General features: G+C 60.0%; 20 protein-coding genes. 7 read left to right on the top strand and 13 right to left on the bottom strand.

Features of this window, described 5'->3' with window-relative positions; translation table 11 throughout:
• The first annotated feature begins 4 nt into the window (after positions 1-4).
• Entirely contained in the window at positions 5-841 is an 837-nt protein-coding gene (locus ACRRQW_RS02020; RefSeq protein WP_438479581.1) for an SDR family NAD(P)-dependent oxidoreductase, read from the top strand.
• A complete protein-coding gene (locus tag ACRRQW_RS02015; RefSeq protein ID WP_438479580.1) occupies positions 838-2,082 on the top strand; it encodes a glycosyltransferase in 1,245 nt (414 codons plus the stop codon). Before ACRRQW_RS02020 ends, ACRRQW_RS02015 begins: the two co-directional genes overlap by 4 nt.
• 38 nt (positions 2,083-2,120) lie before the next feature.
• Here the strand turns inward: ACRRQW_RS02015 and ACRRQW_RS02010 are convergent, their stop codons facing one another.
• Positions 2,121-2,327, bottom strand: coding sequence for a cysteine-rich CWC family protein (locus ACRRQW_RS02010; protein ID WP_438479579.1), 207 nt, complete (start codon positions 2,325-2,327; stop codon positions 2,121-2,123).
• Between the two features lie 8 nt (positions 2,328-2,335).
• Complete coding sequence (locus tag ACRRQW_RS02005; protein ID WP_438479578.1) at positions 2,336-3,124, bottom strand: alpha/beta hydrolase family protein; 789 nt, start codon at positions 3,122-3,124, stop codon at positions 2,336-2,338.
• Positions 3,125-3,362: 238 nt separating this feature from the next.
• Here ACRRQW_RS02005 and ACRRQW_RS02000 point away from each other — a divergent pair, with 238 nt between their 5' ends.
• A complete protein-coding gene (locus ACRRQW_RS02000) occupies positions 3,363-5,348 on the top strand; it encodes an alpha-L-arabinofuranosidase C-terminal domain-containing protein (RefSeq protein ID WP_438479577.1) in 1,986 nt (661 codons plus the stop codon).
• A 93-nt stretch (positions 5,349-5,441) separates the two neighbouring features.
• On the opposite strand, the gene ACRRQW_RS01995 is transcribed toward ACRRQW_RS02000, so the two are convergent.
• Both ACRRQW_RS01995 and ACRRQW_RS01990 read right to left on the bottom strand, forming a co-directional pair.
• Positions 5,442-6,695: a hypothetical protein gene (locus ACRRQW_RS01995; RefSeq protein WP_438479576.1), complete on the bottom strand. Its 1,254-nt coding sequence runs from the start codon at positions 6,693-6,695 to the stop codon at positions 5,442-5,444.
• A gap of 30 nt (positions 6,696-6,725) precedes the next feature.
• Positions 6,726-7,931: a cysteine desulfurase family protein gene (locus ACRRQW_RS01990; protein ID WP_438479575.1), complete on the bottom strand. Its 1,206-nt coding sequence runs from the start codon at positions 7,929-7,931 to the stop codon at positions 6,726-6,728.
• Between the two features lie 310 nt (positions 7,932-8,241).
• On the opposite strand from ACRRQW_RS01990, the gene ACRRQW_RS01985 reads away from it, so the two are divergent.
• Complete coding sequence (locus ACRRQW_RS01985; protein WP_438479574.1) at positions 8,242-8,826, top strand: dihydrofolate reductase family protein; 585 nt, start codon at positions 8,242-8,244, stop codon at positions 8,824-8,826.
• A gap of 988 nt (positions 8,827-9,814) precedes the next feature.
• Here the strand turns inward: ACRRQW_RS01985 and ACRRQW_RS01980 are convergent.
• Positions 9,815-12,199 carry a hypothetical protein gene (locus ACRRQW_RS01980; protein WP_438479573.1) on the bottom strand — a complete coding sequence of 795 codons (2,385 nt, stop codon included), beginning with the start codon at positions 12,197-12,199 and terminating at the stop codon, positions 9,815-9,817.
• A gap of 123 nt (positions 12,200-12,322) precedes the next feature.
• Between ACRRQW_RS01980 and ACRRQW_RS01975 the strand changes: the two genes are divergently transcribed.
• Positions 12,323-13,123 carry a hypothetical protein gene (locus tag ACRRQW_RS01975; RefSeq protein ID WP_438479572.1) on the top strand — a complete coding sequence of 267 codons (801 nt, stop codon included), beginning with the start codon at positions 12,323-12,325 and terminating at the stop codon, positions 13,121-13,123.
• Positions 13,124-13,201: 78 nt separating this feature from the next.
• On the opposite strand, the gene ACRRQW_RS01970 is transcribed toward ACRRQW_RS01975, so the two are convergent.
• The 4 genes from ACRRQW_RS01970 to arr all read right to left on the bottom strand — a co-directional run bounded on the left by ACRRQW_RS01970 (position 13,202) and on the right by arr (position 16,234).
• Positions 13,202-13,381, bottom strand: a complete 180-nt coding sequence (locus ACRRQW_RS01970) for an NAD(+)--rifampin ADP-ribosyltransferase (RefSeq protein ID WP_438479571.1) — start codon at positions 13,379-13,381, stop codon at positions 13,202-13,204.
• Positions 13,382-13,543: 162 nt separating this feature from the next.
• Positions 13,544-14,569, bottom strand: a complete 1,026-nt coding sequence (locus tag ACRRQW_RS01965) for an AraC family transcriptional regulator ligand-binding domain-containing protein (RefSeq protein ID WP_438479570.1) — start codon at positions 14,567-14,569, stop codon at positions 13,544-13,546.
• 52 nt (positions 14,570-14,621) lie between these two features.
• Positions 14,622-15,503 carry an SDR family NAD(P)-dependent oxidoreductase gene (locus ACRRQW_RS01960; protein ID WP_438479569.1) on the bottom strand — a complete coding sequence of 294 codons (882 nt, stop codon included), beginning with the start codon at positions 15,501-15,503 and terminating at the stop codon, positions 14,622-14,624.
• Between the two features lie 290 nt (positions 15,504-15,793).
• A complete protein-coding gene (arr, locus tag ACRRQW_RS01955; RefSeq protein WP_438479568.1) occupies positions 15,794-16,234 on the bottom strand; it encodes an NAD(+)--rifampin ADP-ribosyltransferase in 441 nt (146 codons plus the stop codon).
• Between the two features lie 266 nt (positions 16,235-16,500).
• Here arr and ACRRQW_RS01950 point away from each other — a divergent pair, with 266 nt between their 5' ends.
• Positions 16,501-16,875, top strand: a complete 375-nt coding sequence (locus ACRRQW_RS01950; RefSeq protein WP_438479567.1) for a hypothetical protein — start codon at positions 16,501-16,503, stop codon at positions 16,873-16,875.
• A 116-nt stretch (positions 16,876-16,991) separates the two neighbouring features.
• Here the strand turns inward: ACRRQW_RS01950 and ACRRQW_RS01945 are convergent, their stop codons facing one another.
• The 4 genes from ACRRQW_RS01945 to ACRRQW_RS01930 all read right to left on the bottom strand — a co-directional run bounded on the left by ACRRQW_RS01945 (position 16,992) and on the right by ACRRQW_RS01930 (position 21,077).
• On the bottom strand, positions 16,992-17,657 hold the full coding sequence (locus ACRRQW_RS01945) for a DNA alkylation repair protein (protein ID WP_438479566.1): 666 nt from the start codon (positions 17,655-17,657) through the stop codon (positions 16,992-16,994).
• Positions 17,658-17,675: 18 nt separating this feature from the next.
• Positions 17,676-18,110: a hypothetical protein gene (locus tag ACRRQW_RS01940; protein WP_438479565.1), complete on the bottom strand. Its 435-nt coding sequence runs from the start codon at positions 18,108-18,110 to the stop codon at positions 17,676-17,678.
• 186 nt (positions 18,111-18,296) lie between these two features.
• Complete coding sequence (locus ACRRQW_RS01935) at positions 18,297-20,180, bottom strand: Ig-like domain-containing protein (RefSeq protein WP_438479564.1); 1,884 nt, start codon at positions 20,178-20,180, stop codon at positions 18,297-18,299.
• Between the two features lie 210 nt (positions 20,181-20,390).
• Entirely contained in the window at positions 20,391-21,077 is a 687-nt protein-coding gene (locus ACRRQW_RS01930; RefSeq protein ID WP_438479563.1) for a ferritin-like domain-containing protein, read from the bottom strand.
• 121 nt (positions 21,078-21,198) lie between these two features.
• On the opposite strand from ACRRQW_RS01930, the gene ACRRQW_RS01925 reads away from it, so the two are divergent.
• Positions 21,199-21,804 carry a class I SAM-dependent methyltransferase gene (locus ACRRQW_RS01925; protein WP_438479562.1) on the top strand — a complete coding sequence of 202 codons (606 nt, stop codon included), beginning with the start codon at positions 21,199-21,201 and terminating at the stop codon, positions 21,802-21,804.
• Positions 21,805-21,814 lie beyond the last annotated feature (10 nt).

The following is a 21,814-nucleotide window of genomic DNA, read 5'->3' as shown; positions in this document are numbered from 1 at the left end:
CCGCATGAGTGCCACCGCTTTCTCCGCCCGTTATCGCACCGCGTTTATCACCGGCGCCAGCACGGGACTCGGGAAGGCGTTTGTCGACATGCTGCTGCTCGAAGGGGTCGAAGTGTGGGGCACATCGCGCGATGCGAAGCGCTTGCCTGTCCGCGCAAACTTCCATCCGGTGACGCTTGAATTGGGCGACGGCGATCGCGCGGAAAAAGAATTTCTCAGCGCTGAAAAAGACGCCGGCGGTTTCGACATCGTGATCAACAACGCTGGCTTCGGCGCGTTTGGTGCGTTTGCGCACACGGAGTTCGCCGTGTGGGAAGAGCAGATGCGCGTTATGTTGATCAACACCGCGCGTCTCAGCCATGTCGCCTTGCGCCAAATGTTGCCGCGCGGTCGTGGTGCGCTCGTGAATATTTCCTCGATCGCCGGCGAATTTGGGATGCCTTACCAAGCCGCCTATAACACCGTGAAGGCCGGCCTCTCGATGCTCAATGAGAGCCTCATGTATGAGCTGAAAGACACCGGCGTGATCGTGATCGATTTTCGGCCCGGAGATTATCGCACCGATTTCGAAGCGTCAGTCCGCTTGCCGAAACAAAGCGCGGCGCTCGACGCGAATAACAAAACCCGCATGGCCCGCGTCTGGGCCGGCTTCGTGCAGCTCATGCAATCCGGGCCCTCCGCTGATCACGCGGCCGCGTCGCTCAAAAACGCGTTGCTGCGCGGGAAAAGCGGCACGGTGCGCACGGGGCGCTTTTTTCAAGCGGTAATTGGCCCGTTTCTCGCGCGCTTCGGATCGCTGGCGGTGCGCCGCCGCGCGCAGGAAAAATATTTCGGCCTGTGAGCAAAGCCCGCGTCCGCATCCTCGTTCTCACATCCAGCACCGGTGCCGGCCACGATGTGCGTGCGCAGGCGTTTGCGGAATGGTGTTTCGAGCTCTATCGCCACGACGTCGAGGTGCGCATCGAGCAGATGCTTGAGAACTCGTCCGGTTTCTTTTCTGCCGGCGTTAACTTCTACAACTGGATTCAGAAAAAATCCCCGTGGCTGCACAAAGCGTTTTACCTCTTCGTTGAGCTGCTGAGTTTTATCAACACGCGCTCCGTCAGCTTCGGTCGTGCCTATTACGAACAGGTGCTGCGCGAGTATCAACCGCATCTGGTGTTCAGTGTCCATGATTGTTTGAACCGCGGCTATTTCCAACTGGCCCGCGAAATTCTCGGAGAAGAGCAAGTGCGCTGCGCCACCTATTGCGGCGAATTCTCGGGTGGTTTCGGCTACAGTCGCAACTGGGTCGAGCCAACCGCCGATCTCTACATTTCACGCACGGAAACGGCGCGCGACTACGCGGTAAAACTCGGCATGCCTCGCGAACGCACCCGCGTGCGCGGGCACTTCATGCAGCCGCGCCAGTATCTCGAACTGCTCACCGAGCAGCAGCGCCGCGACTACATCATCACTCACCTCGAACTCTCCCCAGATCGGTTCACGGTATTTCTCGCGACGGGGGGCAATGGGGCGAACAATCACCTTGAACTGCTCCCAAAACTGCTGCACCACGCCGACAAATTGCAGGTGATCGTCGTGTGCGGTCGCAATCGCGAGACCTACAATCACATCATCCACTGGCGGACGGAGCACCCGGAGTTGGAGTGTTTTGTCGATGGATTTTCCGACGATGTTCACCTGCTGATGCAATGCAGCGACGCCGTTCTCACGCGCGGCGGCACGACCACGTGCGCCAAGGCCTTGCACTTTTGCTGCCCGATTATTTTCAACGCCATCGGCGGCATCATGCCGCAAGAGGAACTCACGGTTAAGTTTTTCCGCAACGGCGACGGCGCAGGTTTGGTGACTAACGCGGACGAATTTGGCCTGCTGATCGACAGCTGGATGGTTGATTACGCACGCTACGAAACGCTACGGAAAAATTTCCTCTCTTTGCGCTACGACGAAAATCCGACCTTCGTGATCGAAGAACTGGTTGACCTCGCACAACACGCCGCTGGCACCACGTTGCGCTCCGCCACGTTTCCGCCAACGGCGCGCGTGCGTCCGTCGATCGATACCGAGAAAAACGTTTGAGCGGTGCGTAAGGACGCGGGACGCGCTCGGTGATTTGCTTACGGTGCGTCCTTCCGCAACGAACCCGCTTCATGCGCCAGGAGGCATGCGCGGCAGATGCAGGACTTGTCTCTAAGCGAAGCGGGCACGCGCGCCCGCAGCTCGGGCGGAAACGTGTCCCGATGACACCAGCACTCCGGGTCAGCGTCCCGGCCGCACGCATTCGGCTGCTGGCACAGCGGGCAAATGTCTTCGGAGCAATCCATGCGACAGCTTATCTGCCGACGTGCTTGACGAGAAAATCTACAATCGGTTGCGGATCGCTCAAGCCGTGCGGATGATGCCCGACGCCGGGCTTCACGAGCACCTCGATGGTGCCGCCGAGTTCACGGTAACGTTTTTCAAAGAGGGAAGTGTTGTCCGCCATCGGCACGACTTTGTCGACATCACCGCACACGGAAATAATCGGAATCTTTGCTGCCGCAATTTTCTCCACGTGATCGAGCGGACTGACTTTCGCCGCAAAGATTTCCGACTCGGCCAGTCCGTAACTCTCAAGGCACTCCGCCCACAATGGATGCTTCACTCCCGGCCAGCTCGCTAGATTCAGCACGGGCGCGTCGAGATAGAGTGCGTTGACGTGCTCAGGATAGGTGACTGCGTAATTCACCGCATAGAGCCCGCCACGGCTCAGACCGACGAGCGCTGCTTTCGGTGCGAGTTTGAACCGTGAAGTTATCTCCGCGTGAAATTGCGCGAGCAACGCGATGGCCTTTGGCGCGCCATACATGTCGCTCACATTCATGTAAGCGACGTGCCAGCCGAGTTCGAGCAACGCCAAATCCGTGTCCGGTGCGTGCCCAAAAAATTCCATCCGCCACAGCCAGGGATTTCCTGCCGCCGCCTTTTTCGGCATCACCACCAGACACGGACGTCCGGCCACGATGAAATCCCGGCGCGCAAACCCGCGCCAATCCGAGTTCGTTTCGACCACTTTTTCCGCCGCGACCAGTTTCCCGCCAAACACGAATGTCGCGCACACCAGCATCGCCAAAAATTTCATCCCGACATCGCACCTTAATCTCACATTTAGGGCAACCTCGGTCTGGCCTTAAATTATTTCACGGAGCAATCCAGAGTCGGCACAGAGCGCGCAGGGGTTTTTGAAATAGCTCAGTGACTTCGGTGGTATCTCCTCGGCCTCTGTGTCGGGAAAATTCTGCATTTGAGTCTCTCATCAATCTTACTGTCCCGTAACTCCAAGCTTACCTCCCTCCGCCCAACACCTCCAGCTTCTCGCCATGCGTTTTGTTACCCCCGTCTGCCTCGCACTGCTTTGGCTCTCAACTCTCAGCCCTCAACTCTCAGCTGCGCCGGCGACGCTCACCGTTGATCTCACGGTTCCCGGCAAAAAAATCAGCCCGCATCTCTTCGGCATCTTTTTCGAAGATCTCAACTACGCCGCCGATGGCGGCCTCTACGCCGAGTTGATCCAGAATCGCTCCTTCGAATACACCGCCACCGCGCAGCCGACGTGGAATAACCTTACCGCGTGGGAACTGCGCGTGCCCGAAGGCGGCCGCGGCGGGCTCAAGCCGAGCAGCGCGTTTCCGCTCCACGCGAATAACCCGCACTACGCCGACTTCGCCAACGATTCCGCCACTGGCAGCGTGAGTCTCGTCAACGCCGGCTTCGACGGCATCCCGGTGCGTGCGGGCGAGAATTATTTGCTCAACTTCTTCGTCCGCCAAAACCATTTCGCGCGCCGCTGGGAGGACATCGGCAAACAAGGCCCGCTCCCGCTCACCGCGCGACTCGAATCGAAAGACGGCACAGTCCTCGCCGAAACCACGTTCACCGTCACTGAACGTGAATGGAAAAAATTCTCTGGCACGCTCACCGCAAAAGCCACCGACGCCACTGCGCGACTCGTGCTCACGCTCGGCGCGCGGGGCGGCGTTGCCCTCGACGAAGTATCGCTCTTTCCCGAAAAAACGTTTCGCAATCGCCCCAACGGCCTTCGCGCCGATCTCGCGCAAACCATCGCGGACTTGAAGCCGCGCTTCATCCGTTTCCCGGGCGGATGCCTCGTGCACGGCAACGGTCTCGGTAACATGTATCGCTGGAAAGACACCATCGGCCCGATCGAACAACGCCGCCAGCAGATGAACATGTGGGGCTATCACCAGACTGTCGGGCTCGGCTACTTCGAGTATTTCCAATTCTGCGAAGACATCGGCGCCGTGCCGCTGCCCGTCGTCCCCGCCGGCGTGTGTTGCCAAAATTCCGGCCAAGGCATCGGCCAAGCCGGCCTCCCGCTCGAAGAAATGGGCGCTTACATCCAGGATGTGCTCGACCTCATCGAATGGGCCAACGGCCCCGTCACTTCAAAGTGGGGCGCCCAACGCGCCGCCGCGGGCCACCCTGCGCCGTTCAACTTGAAATACCTCGGCGTGGGCAACGAAGACAAAATCACGCCCGTTTTCTACGAACGCTACCAACTCATTCAGGACGCCATTCGCGCGAAGTATCCGGAGATCGTGATCATCGGCACGAGCGGCCCGTTTCCTGACGGTGAGGATTTCGACGCTGGCTGGAAAATTGTGCGCGAACTTAACGTTCAGATGGTTGACGAACATTACTACAAATCGCCGCAATGGTTCTGGGATAACCTTACCCGTTACGATTCTTATGATCGCCAAGGCGCGCAGGTTTACGTGGGCGAATACGCCGCGCACGACGACAAGCGCCGCAACACCTTGCGCTCCGCGCTCGCCGAAGCCGCCATCCTCACGAGCCTCGAGCGCAACGGCGACATCGTGCACCTCGCGTCCTACGCGCCGCTTCTCGCGCGCCGCGGCCACACGCAATGGACGCCCGACCTGATCTACTTCAACGGCACCGACGTCTTCCCGACACTCAACTACACCGTGCAAAAACTCTTCGCCGAAAATCGCGGCGATACTTATCTCCCGACTAAACTCGACGCGCCCGCAAAACACCTTGCCGCCTCCACCGTCCGCGACAACGCCACCGGCGACACGATTATCAAGATCGTCAACGGCGCCAACGCGCCACAGTCTGTGCGCCTCGTGTTGAATGGACTGAAGGCGGAAAGCTCTACGCTTAAAGTCTCACCCATCACGTTCGCTGGCCCCGACGCCAACGTTGCCAATGAAGACGGCAAACTTGCGGTCGCCAGGCCGCAGCAATCATCGCTTCAACTTTCTGCCGACAGCATTTACGAGCTGCCGGCCAATTCACTCACGATCCTCCGGATAAGGTAGGACCGGATTTCCAAGCGGTAAGGGCGGTTATCCTTAACCGCTCTGGTTGGGTCTAACTATCCGTGTAATCCGTGGTCAAAAACCAGTCCGACCTCACGCCACGAACGGATAATTAAACACGAACTTGCCGGAGCCTTCAGGCAGAAGAAATTTCACGCGCTTCGTCTCAATGGGCTGCGCAGGCTGGATGAGTTGTGCAAGTTTTTCCACAGCGACGGCGATCGCGGCTTTCGGATCGCTGTCTCCTTCGGAGATGTAGTTCACCACGAAATTTCCCGGGCTCGTTTCGTGCAGACGATAGTGCAGCAAGCCCTCGCACCCGACGAAACACTGATCGGTGTCGCGCGTGGTGATGCGGCGGCCGTCGGGGGCGGGCAGCGTGTCGGGCGCGCGACCGTGGAGCGTGTAAGTCGTCACGCGGTCGCCATTCTCTCCTGCGACGATGCGGCGTTCGACGAGATCGCCGATGCGGTAGTTGAGCAGCGGCATGTAGTCGTTGCTGAGCGTCGACACGACCAATTCGCCGATACCGCGCGCGTCTTCGTTGATCACCTCGAGGTGCGCCACCGGCTTGCTCGCGACCATTTTCCCGTCGGTGCGCTCCATGATGAGATGGCCGGTCTCCGTGGAGCCGTAGAGATTGTAAACCGGGACGCCAAACACGCGCTCAAGGATCCGCTTATGCAGCACGCTCGTGTATTCGTAGCTCGTGATGATAAACTTCAGTTTCGGAAATTTCACTTTCTTCCGCTCACAGTGGAGCGCGAAGACCGTCGCGTAAACCGGATCAGTGTCGAAGAACACCGGATCCCAGTCGAGTGCTTCGGCGACCATCTGATCGAGGTCGGTCGTGCTCAGCAAAAATGGAAAACGTGACAGGCTGAGCACGCGCGTCTTGCCGAGCGTCCGGCGCTTGGCGGAAGGCGTGCCGTTATACGTGATGTCGCCGTTGCACGCGGGCGACGAAATCGTCACGCGATGCGCGTCGGGATTTTCCTTCAACACCTGGGCGACGTGCGCGTTAAGCGATAAGGCCCACTGCTCCTGGCGCGCCCACCAGCCGTATTCGAGGAGCAGGTCAGCGCGATTATCCGTCGTGCCCGCGGTGTGTTCGACCTCGACCAATTTCTTCGCGACGAGTTCATCGAGCGACTGGCCGTCGCGGAGGAAATTATTCGGGAAATCTTTTTTGATGTCCTGCTTGTCGATGAAGGGCAGAGAAGCGAGCGGACCTGATCCCGTGGCGCGCCCTCCATTTTTGGCCGCGGAGCGGTAAAGCGGCACTTCGCGCACATAGCGCTGCAGGATTTCGTCGGGGCTGTTCAACGCAGTCGGCTGAGAGGACATTTCGTTTACGATAAATTTTAGAAAATTAACTCACACCGCGACGGCCACGGACCTGGCCTTGAGCGCTCGCGCCAACGCGCGAGGAGAGGCCGCCGCCCGCAACTCGGCGACTACCCCCGGAAGATGACTCATTAAATAGGCGACGTCGGCTTCGGTGGTTTCGTAATCGAGGCTGAAGCGGATCGTGCTGCGTGCTTCCGCTGCATTCAGGCCCATCGCGGTCAACACATGCGACGGCGCGACCGAGCCGGTCGTGCACGCTGAGCCGCTCGATGCGTAGATGTTGAGTTGATCCAGCAACATCAACAGCGCCTCGGCTTCCACGCCGGCAAATGCGATACTCGTGGTGTTGGGCAGGCGTGGCGACTGCGCGCCGTTGCGCGTAGAGTTTGGAATCTTCGCGAAAATTTCGGCTTCGAGCTTGTCGCGGAGTGCGGCGAGTTTCTGTTTGGATTCGTCGGTGACCGCACGCGCCAGCTCTGCCGCGCGAGCGAAGGCCGCGATGTAGGGCACATTTTCCGTGCCGCCGCGGTTCCCTTCCTCCTGATGGCCGCCGATGATCAGCGCCTGGAACGGCGTGCCTTTGCGCACGTAGAGGAGGCCGACGCCTTTCGGGCCGTGGAGTTTGTGCGCGGAAAGCGACAGCAGGTCGACGCCGAGTGCGTTGACGTCGATCTTCAGTTTGCCGGGCGTTTGCACGGCGTCGGTGTGGATGAAAATTCCGCGCTGACGGCAAATCGCGGCGATCTTCGCGATGGGAAATAGCACGCCAGTTTCGTTATTCGCCCACATGATCGACACCACGGCGGTGTCGGCGCGGAGCGATTGCTCGAAGAGTGCGAGGTCGAGCGAGCCGTCGCGGTTCACCGGCAGATAAGTCACCTCGTAACCGCGCTCCTCCAACGCTGCGCAGCAATTTTTCGTGGCGGAATGCTCGACCGCGGTCGTGACGATGTGCCGCTTCTCCGGCTGCGTGTAGAGACAGCTCGTGATCGCGGTGTTGATGCTCTCGGTGCCGCAGCTCGTGAAAGTAATTTCTGCCGAGTCAGCGCCGATGAGCGCCGCCACGGATTCGCGCGCCCGCTCGATCGGTCCCACGAGCGTTTTGCCCAAGCGATATGGACTCGAAGGATTGCCCCACTGCTCGGTCAGATACGGCAGCATCGCTTGCACCACCTCAGGCGCGACACTCGTCGTCGCATTGCTATCAAAGTAATAAGATTTGGGCGCGGTCATGGCGAAGCGTGAGGGTCGATCGGGGAGGGAACTGGCGGGAAAGTGTGCAGTGAAACCATCGCACGCGAAAGATGCTTCGCCCTCCAAAACTGTCAAATGCCAGCCGGTTGATATGCATTGCTCGAACTGGTTTGGCCGCAAGAAAGCGCACACAGCGAAAAAAATCTGATGAGGGTAGGGCCCGATCTCCGAGCGGGCCGGTAGGGGCGGTTATCCCTAACCGCCCTTGAATTGCTTCAGCCTAAAGCCTACGGCCCACGCCTCGCATGCGCGCTGGAACCTTGCTCGTTCGTTGAGTTACTAAACGACCATGAGAAAACTTATCGCCATCACCCAACTCAGTCTCGACGGCGTCATGCAATCGCCCGGCGGGAAAGACGAAGATCCCAGCAACGGTTTCACGCAAGGCGGCTGGTTCATGAAATTTTCCGAGCCTCTGGTCCGCGCGGAAATTAACGAACTCATCGGTCGCGACTTCGATCTCCTGCTCGGCCGCCGCACTTACCAAATCTGGGAAAACTTCTGGCCGCACCACGACGACAACCCCATCGGCAAAGCCTTCAATCGCGCCACCAAGCACGTCGCCACGCATACGCTCACCGAACTCGCGTGGGCCAAGTCGCAGCGTATCGGTGGCGACAACATCGTGTCCGAACTCCGCGCCCTCAAAGCCACTCCCGGTCCCGAAATCCACCTCTGGGGCAGCAGCAATCTTCTCCAAACCCTGATCGCCGCCCACCTCATCGACGAACACCGCCTCTGGATCGCCCCTGTCGTCTTGGGCCACGGCAAACGCCTGTTTGAAACCGGTCTCTCGCCGCACGATCTCATCTTGGTCGAATGCCGAAGCACTCCCAGTGGCATCCTCATTAACACTTACCATCCGAAACGCTGAGGCGACGAACGGGTGCCGTAACCGGAGGGATTGCTCAGCCTTGGGGACACAGGCGGCCTGTTCGGGGGAAACGGTAGCTCGATCGGGGAACTGTGCAGCCGATGCGGGGAGGGCTGCAGCGCATGCGGGGAAGCTGTCAACGGGTGCGGGGGACGTGTCAGCGAGGTCGGGGAACGGTGCAGACGCCTCGGGGAGACGTGCAGACTGGGTGGGACGACGGTGAGACTGAGCGGGCCGCAGTGCAGCGCCATCGGGGAATCGATCAGCAGACGCGGGAGGCGTGTCAGATGCCTCCCCGGACTGTGCAGACGAGTCGGGGAGCGTGTCAGACCGCTTGGGGAAGCGAGCAGTTGATGCGGGGAACGTGGCAACGCTTCCCGAGAACCGTGCAGATCCTAATTTTTAACCTGCCAGATACTTCCACGCACTGCGCAGAGGGCCAGGGAGCCTCGCTGAGCCAGCCGCACCTTTTCCAAACCTTGATCATCACCAATCAGGGTTTTAACCGATAATTTGCCGCTACTGGTCAGGCTCTAAATCTCAGATGGAACTACGGAACCGTCTTTCATTTTAAGCACGCATTCGATGAACATGTGCGTGTGTAGTTTGAAATTTATTTCTGAACGGAGATCGCACAACTCAAGCACAGGGCTGAATTCGGTGATCGCATCCAAATAGGCCATCGTGTCACCAGCGAGAATGCGGCGAACGAGCGCAGTCATTTTTTCCCATTCGGCATGTTCGCTTGTCTAACCACCGCCAGCAGCGCACGACTATTCCTCGGCTCCCAGCCTAGCCTGCTCAAGTTCGTCTGTTCTCGCCTGAAGTTTTCGTTGCCGCCCAATGTCTCGTGCGATGCGCAGCTCTTCGCGGTCCTGTCGTTTTTTTGCTCGTTCAAATTCTCGCCGCTGCTTCTCGTATGAATACATGTGGGTTAACCGCCCCTACCACGGCCCGCTCGGAGATCGGGCCCTACCTCAACGGTGATTCATTTCGGTTCGAAGAGCTCGCCGGGGCGGAAGAGCCACTCGGCGGGTTCGGAGCCGTTGTCGGCAGCGAGGCGGGCCCAGCGTTTGGCGGTGGCTTTGTCTTCGGGGAGGAACGCTTCGCCGAGGAGGAGCTGCACGAAATTAAATTGCTGCGCATTCGTTGCGGTGGCGGCGGTGTGTTCGAGAATCGCCAAAGCGCGCTTCGCATCGGGCACGATGGGCGGCGCTTCGACAGTGAGCAGCCGAGCGGCGGCGACGGCCGAGCCCCAGTGGCCGGCGCGGGCGTTTTGTTCATAGACCAGCAGAGCACGGGCGTTGTCGGGAGCGGTGCCGAGGCCTTCTTCATAACAGCGTCCGAGGAGGAAGGTGCCTTCGCCGTCGCCGAGATCGGCGGCGCGCTGCGCGGCAGCGAAACCGGCTTTGGCATCGTGCCACGGGCCGGATTCATCGAGGCGCAAGGCAGCGAGGCGCACGAGCGCGCCGGGCACGGACGCGTTGGCGCCGTCGGTGTAAATCGTCAGCGCGAGTTCCGGATCGGCGGCGGTGCCGAAGCCGTCTTGATAAAACTGCGCGAGCGTGAGCCGCGCGCTGGTGTCACCGCTCTCGGCGGCGGCTTTGGCGTAACGAAACGCCTGCTCGCGGTCGCTTTCGTCCAGCGGTTCGTCGTCACTCCACGTGGCCGCCATTTCGGCGTAGGCGGCTTGCGCGGGCACGAAACCCTGGCGTGCGGGATACTCGAGGAGCGAGCGCGCTTCGCGCGGATTCTGAGCTACGCCGTAACCCGCGAGATAAATCGAAGCGAGCAGCACGCGGTGTCGATACAAGATCGCGGGTGGTTCGTCGGAGCTGCCGTGACTCTTTAACAACGCGATCGCGGCGGGAATATCGCGCGGCACGCCGAGGCCCAGCACGTGCAAGCGGGCGAGTTCGTAGCTGGCGGTGTGTTCGGCGCGGCTGGCGGCGAGTTGCGCGCGCAGGGCGGACACGGCGCGTTGGAGAATACGTTCCGCGCGCTCGGATTGGGCGGGCACACCCTGGCCACCGATGGCGAGAAACTGGCTGACGGCCAGCAACTGCGCGGGCGTCTCGGATTTTTTCTCAAGGTTATCCAAATAGAGGGCGACGCTGCCCTCGGCAAAAGTGTCGCCGTAGGCATTGGCCAATAATTCCGCGGTCGCGCGAATCCAGAGGACTTCTCGCGGCTGTTGTTCGCGCAATTTTTCCAGCACGGAGAAGGCGCCTTGACCGTGATGAGTCGGGCCGGGCAACAGGATCGCGGGCAAGTAAACCTTGGCGCGCTCGGGATCCATGCGGGCCAGACCCCGCAGCGCTTCCGCAGCTTTCATGGGATTGATCGGCGCATACGGTTTCGTTTCTGGATCGAGACCGAGATAGATGCGGACGAGGCGCTCGGCTTTTACGGGATCGAGGAGCGCGCTGAAATTGCTTTCGAGCGCCGTGAGGATTTCCGCGTGGTGCTCGGCCCAGCCGCCAGGGCTCGCGGTGAGGAGTTCGACCAGCGCATCTTCCTGCGCGTGTTCCAGCGAGCCGTTGCTCGTGAGCGTGCGCAAGTGACGAGCGACGGCGATGGCCTTCGCGGGGTCGGCCGGGCCGTGCACGCCGAGCGCGTAATCGTTGAAAAGGATGTCGCCGGCCTTGCGATTGTGCCAGCCGGAGTCGGAGCGCATCACTTCGTCCATGAGTGCGAGTCCGCGAGCGGGGTCGGGGGCGATCGCGGCTTTTTTGTCGCCGAAAATCCATTGGTGGGCCTGCGCGAACATCGCGTCGGGATTCCGGAGCGCCACGGCGGCTTGCAGGTATTTCGCGGCGCGCGCGGCATCGGGTTGGGCGCCACCGGGCGCGGCGATGCGAAAGAGTTGCCACGCGGCTTCGCCGGCCCGCGGGCTGCGTTTGAGAAACACAATCATCTCGAGGTGCGACACGGCCGCGACGGGCTCGTTGATCGACACGAGATAGAACGCGAGCTCCTCCTGCGCGGCGCGATCGCTTTGCTGGCGAACGCGGCTCTCGAGGTATTCGCGGTAGCTGACCGGCTTGGGAGGCGTGCGCTCAATCATGCGCTGGTGGCGTTCCCACGCTTCGTCTTCGTCGCGGGCGCGCTGTGCATCGGCGGCTTGGCGGCGTCGCAGCTCCTGCTGCTCGCGATACGAGGCGGGGGCAGGACTGTTGCCGAAGGACTGCCACCATTGGCCGGGACGTTCCGCGCGGGCGCGCTCACTTTGAATCGCGCGGATCGTGTTGTCGGAATTCGTCCACGGCGTGTTGTTTCCATACGCATCTTTCGCGCGCAGGCTGCCGGCCGCAGCCAGCAGACTGAAAGTAACACCGAGGCGAAAAAGGGAAGAGGGAAGTGGAGTGGCCAAGGGGACGACTCAGCACGGACGGATCGTGGTCGGCAAGCAGTCGTTGCTAACCAAAAGGCGGCAGCCTTGGGTGTAAGTGGATCTACGTATGGCCAAGGGCGCGTGAGCACCGTAGAGTTAGGCATGCGTTTATTTCGTTGCCTGAGTCTTGGATTGGCGGGGGCATTTTTTCTAAGCGGCGCGGTGTTGGCCCAAGGCACGTGGCCAGCGCCGATCCCACAAATCCAAGCGGATGCGCAGGCGGTGCTTTCGTCGCCGGCGACGGTTCAGCGTTTCCCACCGGCGAAAATGGAGTTCGCGAAAATGGATGCGTTGCCAGCGGAGATCGAAGTTTCGGACGAACAATTTTTCCGTGTCGTGCAGTATATCCGTGCGCAGGCAGTGGCGGGGCAGGGCTTCCGGCAGTTCGATACTTTTTTTCGGCACGTGATGAAGGACTCGAATATCTCCCTCGAGGAATCGATCATTGTGGAAGCTTTTGCGCGTAATGCGCCGATCACCGTTAAACTTATTCCGGCTTCGGATTTGCGTAAACCGGTTCCGCTCATCCCGAAACTCACCGACGCGGAGGTTGCCCAAATTCGCCAACTCCAAGCGGCGACGCCGATGCTCACGACTGTCCAGGTGCTGGCGGCTCGTTACCTTCGGCCTTCGGGAGCGTTTGAATGGATGAAGCTTTTTCGCGGAAGTCCCGAGGAACACGAAATCGCCACCGCGTTGCTGCGCTTGAATTTTCTGCGCTTTCAAAAGATTACCGATACGCAGGTTCACGGCATCTATCCCAACGAGGGGATGAAGGAATGGACGCGCAGCTTCGCGCCCTCGGACTTTCGTCAATTCTATGCAATGCTCGATGAGGACATGACGGCGATCAACGCCCGCTACACGCCGAAGCTTTTTCCGGATCACGCGCCGAAGAACTGAGTTTCGGGGCGCTGGCCGCTTTTAAAAATTCTGATCTGTGCCCCTTGGGTCTACGCGAGGTTAGCCGATCGCCGCGGATCAATCGTCGCCGGCCGCGATGCCATGTTGTTTCAGGTGCTCAAGGTGCTCGTGCATCATCTTGAGTTGCTCGGATGAGTGGCCGGTCCATTCGGTGACTTTGTAGAGGATGCGGAGCGGCGCATTTGAGCGGTAGGAGGGAGTCGGATTACCGGAAAAATCTTCGGGATAACCGATCACATTTGGTCAACGGCGGCGTCCCATGAGGAAAAGAGCACGATCGCAATTAGAATGAGCGTGTTGGATATCATTATGAAATCGTATGAGGGCGAAGCGAAGCGGCATGTGGCTCGCTTCGTGGTTGAGTTTGCGAAGAGCCGAGCAGGACGCGACGTTGCGAAATCAGTTACGCGTTTCCGTGGGGTCGCGATGAGCGGAGCGCCAGTCTGCAGGCGTGGTGCCTTCCCAGGAGCGGAAGGCGCGGTAGAAAGAATTAGGGTCGTCGTAGCCGAGGAGGTAGGCGGCTTCGGTGATTTCGATCGAAGGCTGCAGCAGGTATTCGCGCACGAGTTCCTTGCGGGCTTCGAGCAGGAGTTGCCGGAAGCTGAGCCCTTCGTCGGTGATTTTGCGCTGCAGCGTGCGGGTGCCCATGCCGAGTTCGCGCGCGACGGAGTCGATGTCGGGCCGGTTGCCGGCGAGCAGTCGCTTGAGAATCCATTTCACGCGGTCGCTGGTGCGCGTCTGGGTGGCGCGGTCTTGCAGCGCTTTTTCCCAGTGGCCGCTGAGCATTTCGAGCAGCTCGGCATTGTGCGTGATAAACCCGCGGTCGAGGTCGGTGCGGTGGAACACGATCGCATTGCGCGGGGCGCGGTGTTTGACCGGGCATTTGAAAAATTCCTCGTGCGTGCGCGACGCATCGATTTTGCGCATCAGCTCCACGCGCTTCGGGTTGATCGCGGTGCCGGTGCCGCCGCGTCCGAGTTGCGTGACGAGGGCGAAGGCGGCGTCGGTGAGCAGCTTGGGCTCGGCTTCGGTGGTCGACGTCCACACGAAGTCGATGACGCTTTCGTCCTTCGTTTCTGTGAGGCGCATTTCCTCGGGACTGCAGAACTGTTTGTAGCGCGCCATGCGTTGCAGGCAGTCGCGGTAGGTGCGCGAGTGTTGCGCGGCGACGAGCAGCGGGTGGTAACTGCCCGTGCCGGGGAAGCTGCCGATTTTCAGGCCGGCGGCCGCATCGGTGCTGAGTTCCTCCACGGCGCGCCAGAGCGCGAAAAATTGCTCCGTGGAAACCAGGGTTTTCTCCTCATCGAAAAGCGCCATCGGCAACCGGCTCTGCCGAAGCACGGCGGCGGGCGTCAGGCCCAGCGGAGCAAGTCCGTGCCAGAAAGCGTGGGCGACTTTAAACCGGTCGGGTGGTTGCGTGTTCATGAAGAGAAGTCGTGAAGGAACTCAGCGCGGCGATGGGCCATGGAAGTAGCGGTTAAGCCTGCGCCAGGGAATCCAAGACTGCGTGGCCGGTGGTCGAGACTTTCGCGTCGTCGAAATCGGTCGAGCGGATCAAGGCTTCCTGACGATTCAACTCGGCCAAACTTTCTTCGTAGCGCGAGCGGATGAATACCAAGGCGTCGCTGCCGAGCGGGAGACGCAGCGGCGGGTTGGCCTGTTCGGCGAGTTGCAAGATGACCGCGGCGCCTTTGCGTGGATCGCCCGGTTCCTGACCGGCGTGGGCGGTGAGATAATCACGAATGACGCCGACGGTGGCCGCGTAAGGAGCGGAGGGCGCGGGAGAGACTTTGGCGGCGTCGGCGAAGTCGGTGCGGAAACCGCCCGGCTCGATCAACGTGAGGTGAAGGCCGAGCGGTTTGATTTCTTGCGCGAGCGATTCACTGAAACCTTCGACGGCGAATTTCGCGGCGCTGTAGGCCGACATGCCCGGCACAGCGAGGCGGCCGGCGATCGACGAAGTTTGGACGATGTGGCCGTGACCTTGCTGGCGCAGCACGGGGAGGACAGCGCGCGTGACGTTGACGACGCCCCAGAAGTTGGTGTCGAGGTGCTGCGCGAAGGATTCCGGCGTGATGTCTTCGAAGGCGTCGGTGGAGCCGTAACCGGCGTTGTTCAGCACCACGTCGATGCGACCGAACGTTTGCACGGCGGCGTCGACCGCGCGTTGGACTTCGGCTGGCGCGGTGACGTCCATGGCCACCGGATGGATGCGGGCGCCGTAGCGCTGGACGAGGGAGTCGAGTTGTTCCGGGCGACGCGCGGTGGCGACGACCGAGTGACCGGCGGCAAGAACCGCTTCTGTGATCGCGCGACCGAAGCCACGCGCGCTGCCTGTGATGAACCAGATTTTTTTCATGGGAGTGAGAAATTGCGCCTCCGGGGAATTCCGTGGGCGACGTGCACACTCTAGCGGTTTGCAGGCGCCATGTGACTGGCCGAACACGACAATCGACTCGCAGATGATGACAAACGCGCGGAGGAGAGATGCGCGTAGCGAACATGGGTTAGCCAGAGGCGCTGAGGGTAGGGCCCGATCTCCGAACGGGCCGTGAGGGTTTACGCAAGCAACTCGGCCTGCCCGGAGGTCAGGCCCTACCTACGGATCATCCGCAATCGAGGGCGGTTAGGGATAACCGCCCCTACCGTTCAATCATCCACGGCGGCGATGCCTTGTTGTTTCAGGCGCTCGAGGTGGTCGTGCATGAGTTTGAGCTGCTCGGGCGAGTGACCGGTCCATGAGGGAACTTCGCCGAGGATGCGGAGCGGCTCTTTCGAGCGGTAGGACTTTGTGGGGTTGCCGGGAAATTTTTTGTCGGTGAGATTCGGGTCGTCGGTGTAAGGGCCGGTGGGCTCGACGAGGTAGATGCGTGGGCGGCCTTCGCCTTGCGCGAGTTCTGCACCCCAAGTGGCGGCTTCGAGCGTGGCGGCGAAGTAAACATGGTTCGCTTTCTTCCCGGTTCCGTAATTCGTCAGGTAACCGGCACCAATGAGATCACCGACTTTGAAGTCGATGCGCGTGCCGTGGTAATACGGCGGCGGGCTGGGGTATTTGGGGGAGAGTGATGAGTGATCAGTGATGAGTGCCATGGCGTGGGATTTGAGAGACCGGAAATAACCTGCCGGACATTTCAACGGCAGAGTTGGAAAATTTTCTGTTCGCGGGTCTGGACTCGCCAATCTGCGAATCGAGGCCATTGTCAGGGCAAAAGATCCGGTATGACGACAACTCATCACGGGCAAAAATCGCGGCTTCTCGCGGGAGGCGCGGATGAGAATCGAGCGACGAATTTCCCTGCCGACGCGTGCAATCGCACCGACGGCGCAACGCAAACGTCAGTTAAAAAAGTCACCCCATGAAAACTCGTGTCATGATGTTTCTTCTCGCGCTCGGTCTTGGCACCGCAGCGCATGCCGCTACGGATCATGCCCGGATCGCGTTTGTTAAACCCGGCGTCGCGAAAGGTGTCGTGATGGACTCGAGCCAATATGTGAAGCTCGTGATCGAAGGGCCGTTTGTGTCGCACGATAAAATTCCAGTTTCCGACGAAGGTCTCATCGACTACGTCGACAAGATTCTGAAATCAAGCGGCGCGACTTACCTCGCGATTTATGTGCGCGAAGGAATCAAGTTCGGTGATGTCGTGCGCACGCTCGATAGTCTCCGCAAAACTTCCGCGAAAGATATCGCCGTGAACACGGTGGAAATCGCGCTCGGTCGCGACTTGTGAGCTGTTGTTTTTGATTCAAGCCTCACGTCGGCCCTCGCGCTGGCGTGAGGCTTTTTATTTCGCGTAGAAGTTTCCGACAGCCGCTTTTGAAGCATAGCCGGTAAGCGACGCTCGCGTTATTTTTGCCGCTTCACCATCGCGTTAATCCAGATCGGGGCAAAGGGGGACGTGCAACCCTTCGAGCACGGATAGTCTCGGTAGACGCCGAGTTTTTCGCCGATGGCGAGGGCGCGTTTACGGTGCTCAGGATGATTGATGCCGATTTTTGCGAGGGTGGAATTCATCGTCCACTGCACCTCGGGCGCGGAAGTTTTCATTTCTTTTTCGATGCGCTTGAGCAGGGCGGAGAGGTCGAGGCCTTCCGGCTCATCGGCGACGCGGTCGCCCGTCAGGCCCCAGCCGGCGCGGGCGAGCCAGACGTTGTAGGAATTCATCCACGCTTCGCGCACGGATTCCTTTTCGGGGTGTTGGTCGACGATGTAGTTGTTGAGCCAGTCAGAAACCCACGACCAGCTCACCGTGCGCTCCAGGCTTTCGAGTTCCTTCGTGGAAAGTTTTTTGGGATCGAGGATGAGTGCGGCGAGGTGTTGCGCTTCGACGTTGCCGGTTTTCCAGAGTTCGAGACCGAGTTTGTGGTCGGTCTTGATCTTCTTTGCGAGCACGCGGATGTCGCCGTGTTTCACGCCGAACTGATTGTCGCCGGCGCCGCGTTTCTTGTTTTGCGCGCGGAGTTTTTCGTCACCGAGTTTCTGAAGTTGGGCGAGGGCTTCTTTGGCGGTCATAGCGTGAAGTAAACGACGTTAATTTTTCTGGTTCGACGGGAGTGTGAAGAGTCGTCCGACGACCACCGCCAGCGCGGTCATCGGCAGGTAGGCGAGAATGAGATCCGCTGCGATAAACCACTTGGGCGCGGGCATCATCGTGGTCGCGGCGATCCCTCCGCAGAGAAATAAAATCCCAATCACATACGCGAATACGGTTTTGCGGCTGCCCGCAGTGAGGAACGCGACGAGCGCGCCGACGAAGGTGCCCAGAGCGTGCGCTAGAAACGGGAAGAGAAAATGTTTCGCTTCGAGCAGCGGCATGGCGGCCTTCAAGCCTGCTGGCGTCGTCATGTCGAGTCCAGCGGGCGGCGGAAATACTTTGGGGCCCACGACGACGAGCGCCATGTTGACAAACGAGCCGAGCAAAAAACCGGCGATAACGGCGAGGACGTTGCGGAGCAGTGTGTTCATGGGCTTCGGAGAGTGCGCGAAAGCTTCGCCGAAGGAAGTTCGGAGGCAATCCGCTTTCATTCAGAAGCGGTGAGCCGGTGGGTGGAGCGGGTTGACTCAACACGCTTTTGCGACAGCGCAAAAAAACGCGCTGGGATCAGCGCGTTCCACCTGGGCGGGGTCACTGACCCCGCCTTAAAGTGATGCTCAGCGGTGCTCTTCGTAAGTGACTTCGATCTTGGCGGCGAAGGCTTGTTTCTTGGCGGTGCCTTGGAAACGGATGCTGTGGGTGCGTTCGTCGTAGATGTAACCGTTGTCCGCGTCGGCTTTCACTTCCTGGCCATCGACCAAAACACGGAGGCTGCGCTTCGAAAAGATTGCGCCGGTGCCGACGGGTTCGAGGGCGACGGCGACGGTGTCGGCGATGCGGTCGCCGAGCGCGGCGAGGGGCGCGGAGAAATCGCTTTCGATGTTCAGCGCGGTGCCGCCGGTCAGTTCGGCTGCGCGCCGATGCGAAATATTTTTCGGTGACACCACGGCGTGCATCTCGATTTTTCCGCGCTTGTTGCCTTTCACGACGATGAAGGGACGCAGCACCCAGTAGTTAATATAGCCGTCGAGCGTCTGGCGCTTGGCGGGATTGCGCGCGTTGTATTCGTTGAGAAGATCGGGGAGTTTGCCGTTTTCATTCCACTCGGCCTGACGCTCGCCGTTTTTTAGATCCTTCCACACGGCCATGCGGGTTTCCTCTTCGTCCATGAAATAGACGACGATCGTCGTGGCATCGGGGCGCAGGAGCGTGTGCTGCTTGCTTTGATAATTGGAGACGAAGTTATACACGGCGGTGAACGCGGTGCGGTTGCTGTCGCCGTTGGTGCCGACTTTCACGAGTTCGCCGAACACGCGGTCGGGCGTTTGCGGCGTGACCCACGGCTGCTCCATGACCGGGAGCGTGACGAGCGTGCCGTTGCTCGCGACTTGCTTGTTGGCCTGCTTCGGGCGTTGGCGGGAATCAAGCACGGGATTGCCGGTGCGGTCCAGTTGCACTGAACGCACGGTTTTGAAGTAACGCTGATCCGTGTTCACGAAATCCGTCGTCAGCACGCCGATGCGATAATCGAGTTTGCGCTCGTCAAAGAGCTGACGGAAGCGGCGCAGGTTGTCCGCGATGCGGGTTTGGTGCTGAGCCATCGAAGGCGAATTGTTGATGACAAACACGAGGTCCACTTCACGGCTCTTGGTGCGATCGGCAATGACCTGTTTGTAGTCGCGAACGGGCTCGATCTTTACGATGACGGTATTTTCCACGCCGAGATGCGTGTTGTTTTCGTCCACGGTGTAATAACGAAATTCGTCGTCGCCGATGAAACCCGGGTTCGGGGCGTAGGTGAGTTGACCGGTGTAGCGATCAAGTTTGGCCGTGCCGTTTTGTGGTTTGGATTTATCGACCAGCACATACGCGATCTTGGGATCAGTCACGTTGGCGCGATCCGCCTCGGCCATGAAATCGGTGTGGCTCGGGATTTTCTGAGTAATCGCGGTGTTGGGGCGCGTGGTGAGATTGACCGGGCGCGCATTGCGAGAGAGATCGCGGTCGCCGCTCACGACAAATTTATCCAACTCGATCGGAGCCGCCGGCTTCACCGTGACCACCACGGTGTTTTTGAAAACGAGGCCGCTGGTCTCGTTGCGCACCGTGTAGGTGAATGAATCTTCGCCGGTATAATCATCACGTGGTTGATAGGCGAAGTAGCCGAGGCGCGAGGTTTTGGTGGCGTAGAAATCAGCGCCTTCTTCGCCGCCGGCCAGACCCACTCGGCCGAACAATGGCTCGATCGTAATCGTGTAAATTAAGTCGCCGCTCGTGTCGGCGCTAACGATCTCCGGCGCGACGGCGAGGCGACCGTGAATGCCGGCGCCTTGCTCGGCCTCAAGTTTGGTGGGCGCGGGCGAAGTGATAAGGTCCGCCGCGTTGACGGACGCCGCCGGCGTGCCTGCGTTCTGACTTTGAGCGAGGGCAGTGAAGCCGGTGAAGGCGAGCGCGAGGCAGAGGTTGCGCATCCAAGCGCGGGTGTTGATTTTGAGCTTCATGGGTGTGGGTGCGAACGCCCTTAGTCTCCAAGAGCCAAGCTCAGGTTCCAACTTCTAAAGCCAAAATTCTCGGAACAAATTTGCACCCAAGTCCCCGAATTCAGGGTAGCCCTAGGATGCAAAGAATACGAAGTCCGAAGGTAGAGAGAGGTTCTCCTTCCTTCGCTAACTTCGTGTTCTTCGTGGTCTGAGCTCGAGCCTATCCGCTGCTCACAAGGTCGGCACCGTGGCGGGCTCGATGGGCACGAGCTGGATTTCCTGCGCGATCTGCGTGAGGAGTTTGTCGGCCTGGCCCTCCTGGTCGAGCGTGGCTTGGAGCAGGGCTGCGACTTTCTTTTCGCCGATGAGATCCGCGAGCGTGCGTGCGCAACCGTAGCCGGCGATTTCATAGTGCTCCACTTTTTGCGCAGCGGCGATGAGTCCGAGGTCTTTGATGTGCGGCAGCGCGTCCTCTTCGATCATCTCGGCACCTTCCTTAATGAGACCTTCCATCGCGGCGCAATGTTTGCCGCGCGGGCTGGCGGCGAGTTGATCCATGGCCGTTTCCAACCGAGCCACGTGATCATGGGTTTCGGAAAGGTGATTCGTGAAGGCGGCTTTCAATTCCACCGCGTGCGCGGCGCGCGCCATTTTTGGCAGTGCCCTGAGCAATTGTTTTTCCGCGCTGTAGAGATCTTTGAGTTCTTCGATCAGCAGGTCGCGCACGCTGGAAAGTTTCGCCGGCTTTTTGAGGCTGCGCGCCTTGGCGAGGATCTTCTTGCGCGAAGTGACTCGACCAAGGGATTTCTTGGCGGAGCGAATCGCGGCAGCGCCACCTGGCACCTTTTTGCCGGCGTAGGCGATTTCGTGGGGTTGGGAGGAAATGCGGGCACGATCGGAGGCGGTGGATTTTTTCATGGTGCTGTTTCCGACGCCGTCTCGGCGTGGGCGTTCCCGCTGCGGAAACCGAGTGTGGTATCGGGGAATTCCCCCAATCCAATGGCTTGCCTGCAGGTGATGATTGCTGAAATTAGCGGGAGTGCATCCGGCCGCCTCGCAAATCATTCCGCTCTACCAGCGCCATGCGGCGGCATTTGATCGTCTGCGCGCGAAACACGGTATGGAACGCGCGTGGCTGGAGCGTTTCCGAGAAATCGCCGGTGCAAATGCGAACGTCTTGGACTTGGGTTGCGGTTCGGGCGAGCCGATTGCGCGTTATCTCATCGAACGCGGCCACGCGGTGACCGGCGTGGATTCTGCGGCGGCGATGGTGAATTTCTGTCGGCAGCGATTTCCTGCGCAGCGGTGGATCGTGGGCGATATGCGCACGCTGTCGTTGCCTGAAAAATTTAGCGGCCTCGTCGCGTGGGATAGTTTTTTCCACCTGCCAGCTGCGGATCAGCGCAAAATGTTTGGAGTGTTTGCCGCGCACGCACAACCCAGCGCGGCGCTGATTTTCACCAGTGGCCCGCGTGACTGCGAAGCCATCGGCGAATTCGAAGGTGAGGTGCTTTACCACGCCAGCCTCGCGCCCGAGGAATATCGCACGCTGTTAAAAGAAAACGGATTCGCGGTGTTGGCTTATGTCGAAAACGACACCGCTTGCGGGAATCGCTCGGTCTGGCTCGCGCAAAGAGACAGGTAAGCGGCGGGCT

The organism is Oleiharenicola lentus (genome assembly GCF_051660365.1).
In the GTDB taxonomy this organism is placed as follows: domain Bacteria; phylum Verrucomicrobiota; class Verrucomicrobiia; order Opitutales; family Opitutaceae; genus Lacunisphaera; species Lacunisphaera lenta_A.
This window is presented reverse-complemented; position numbering and strand designations above follow the sequence as displayed.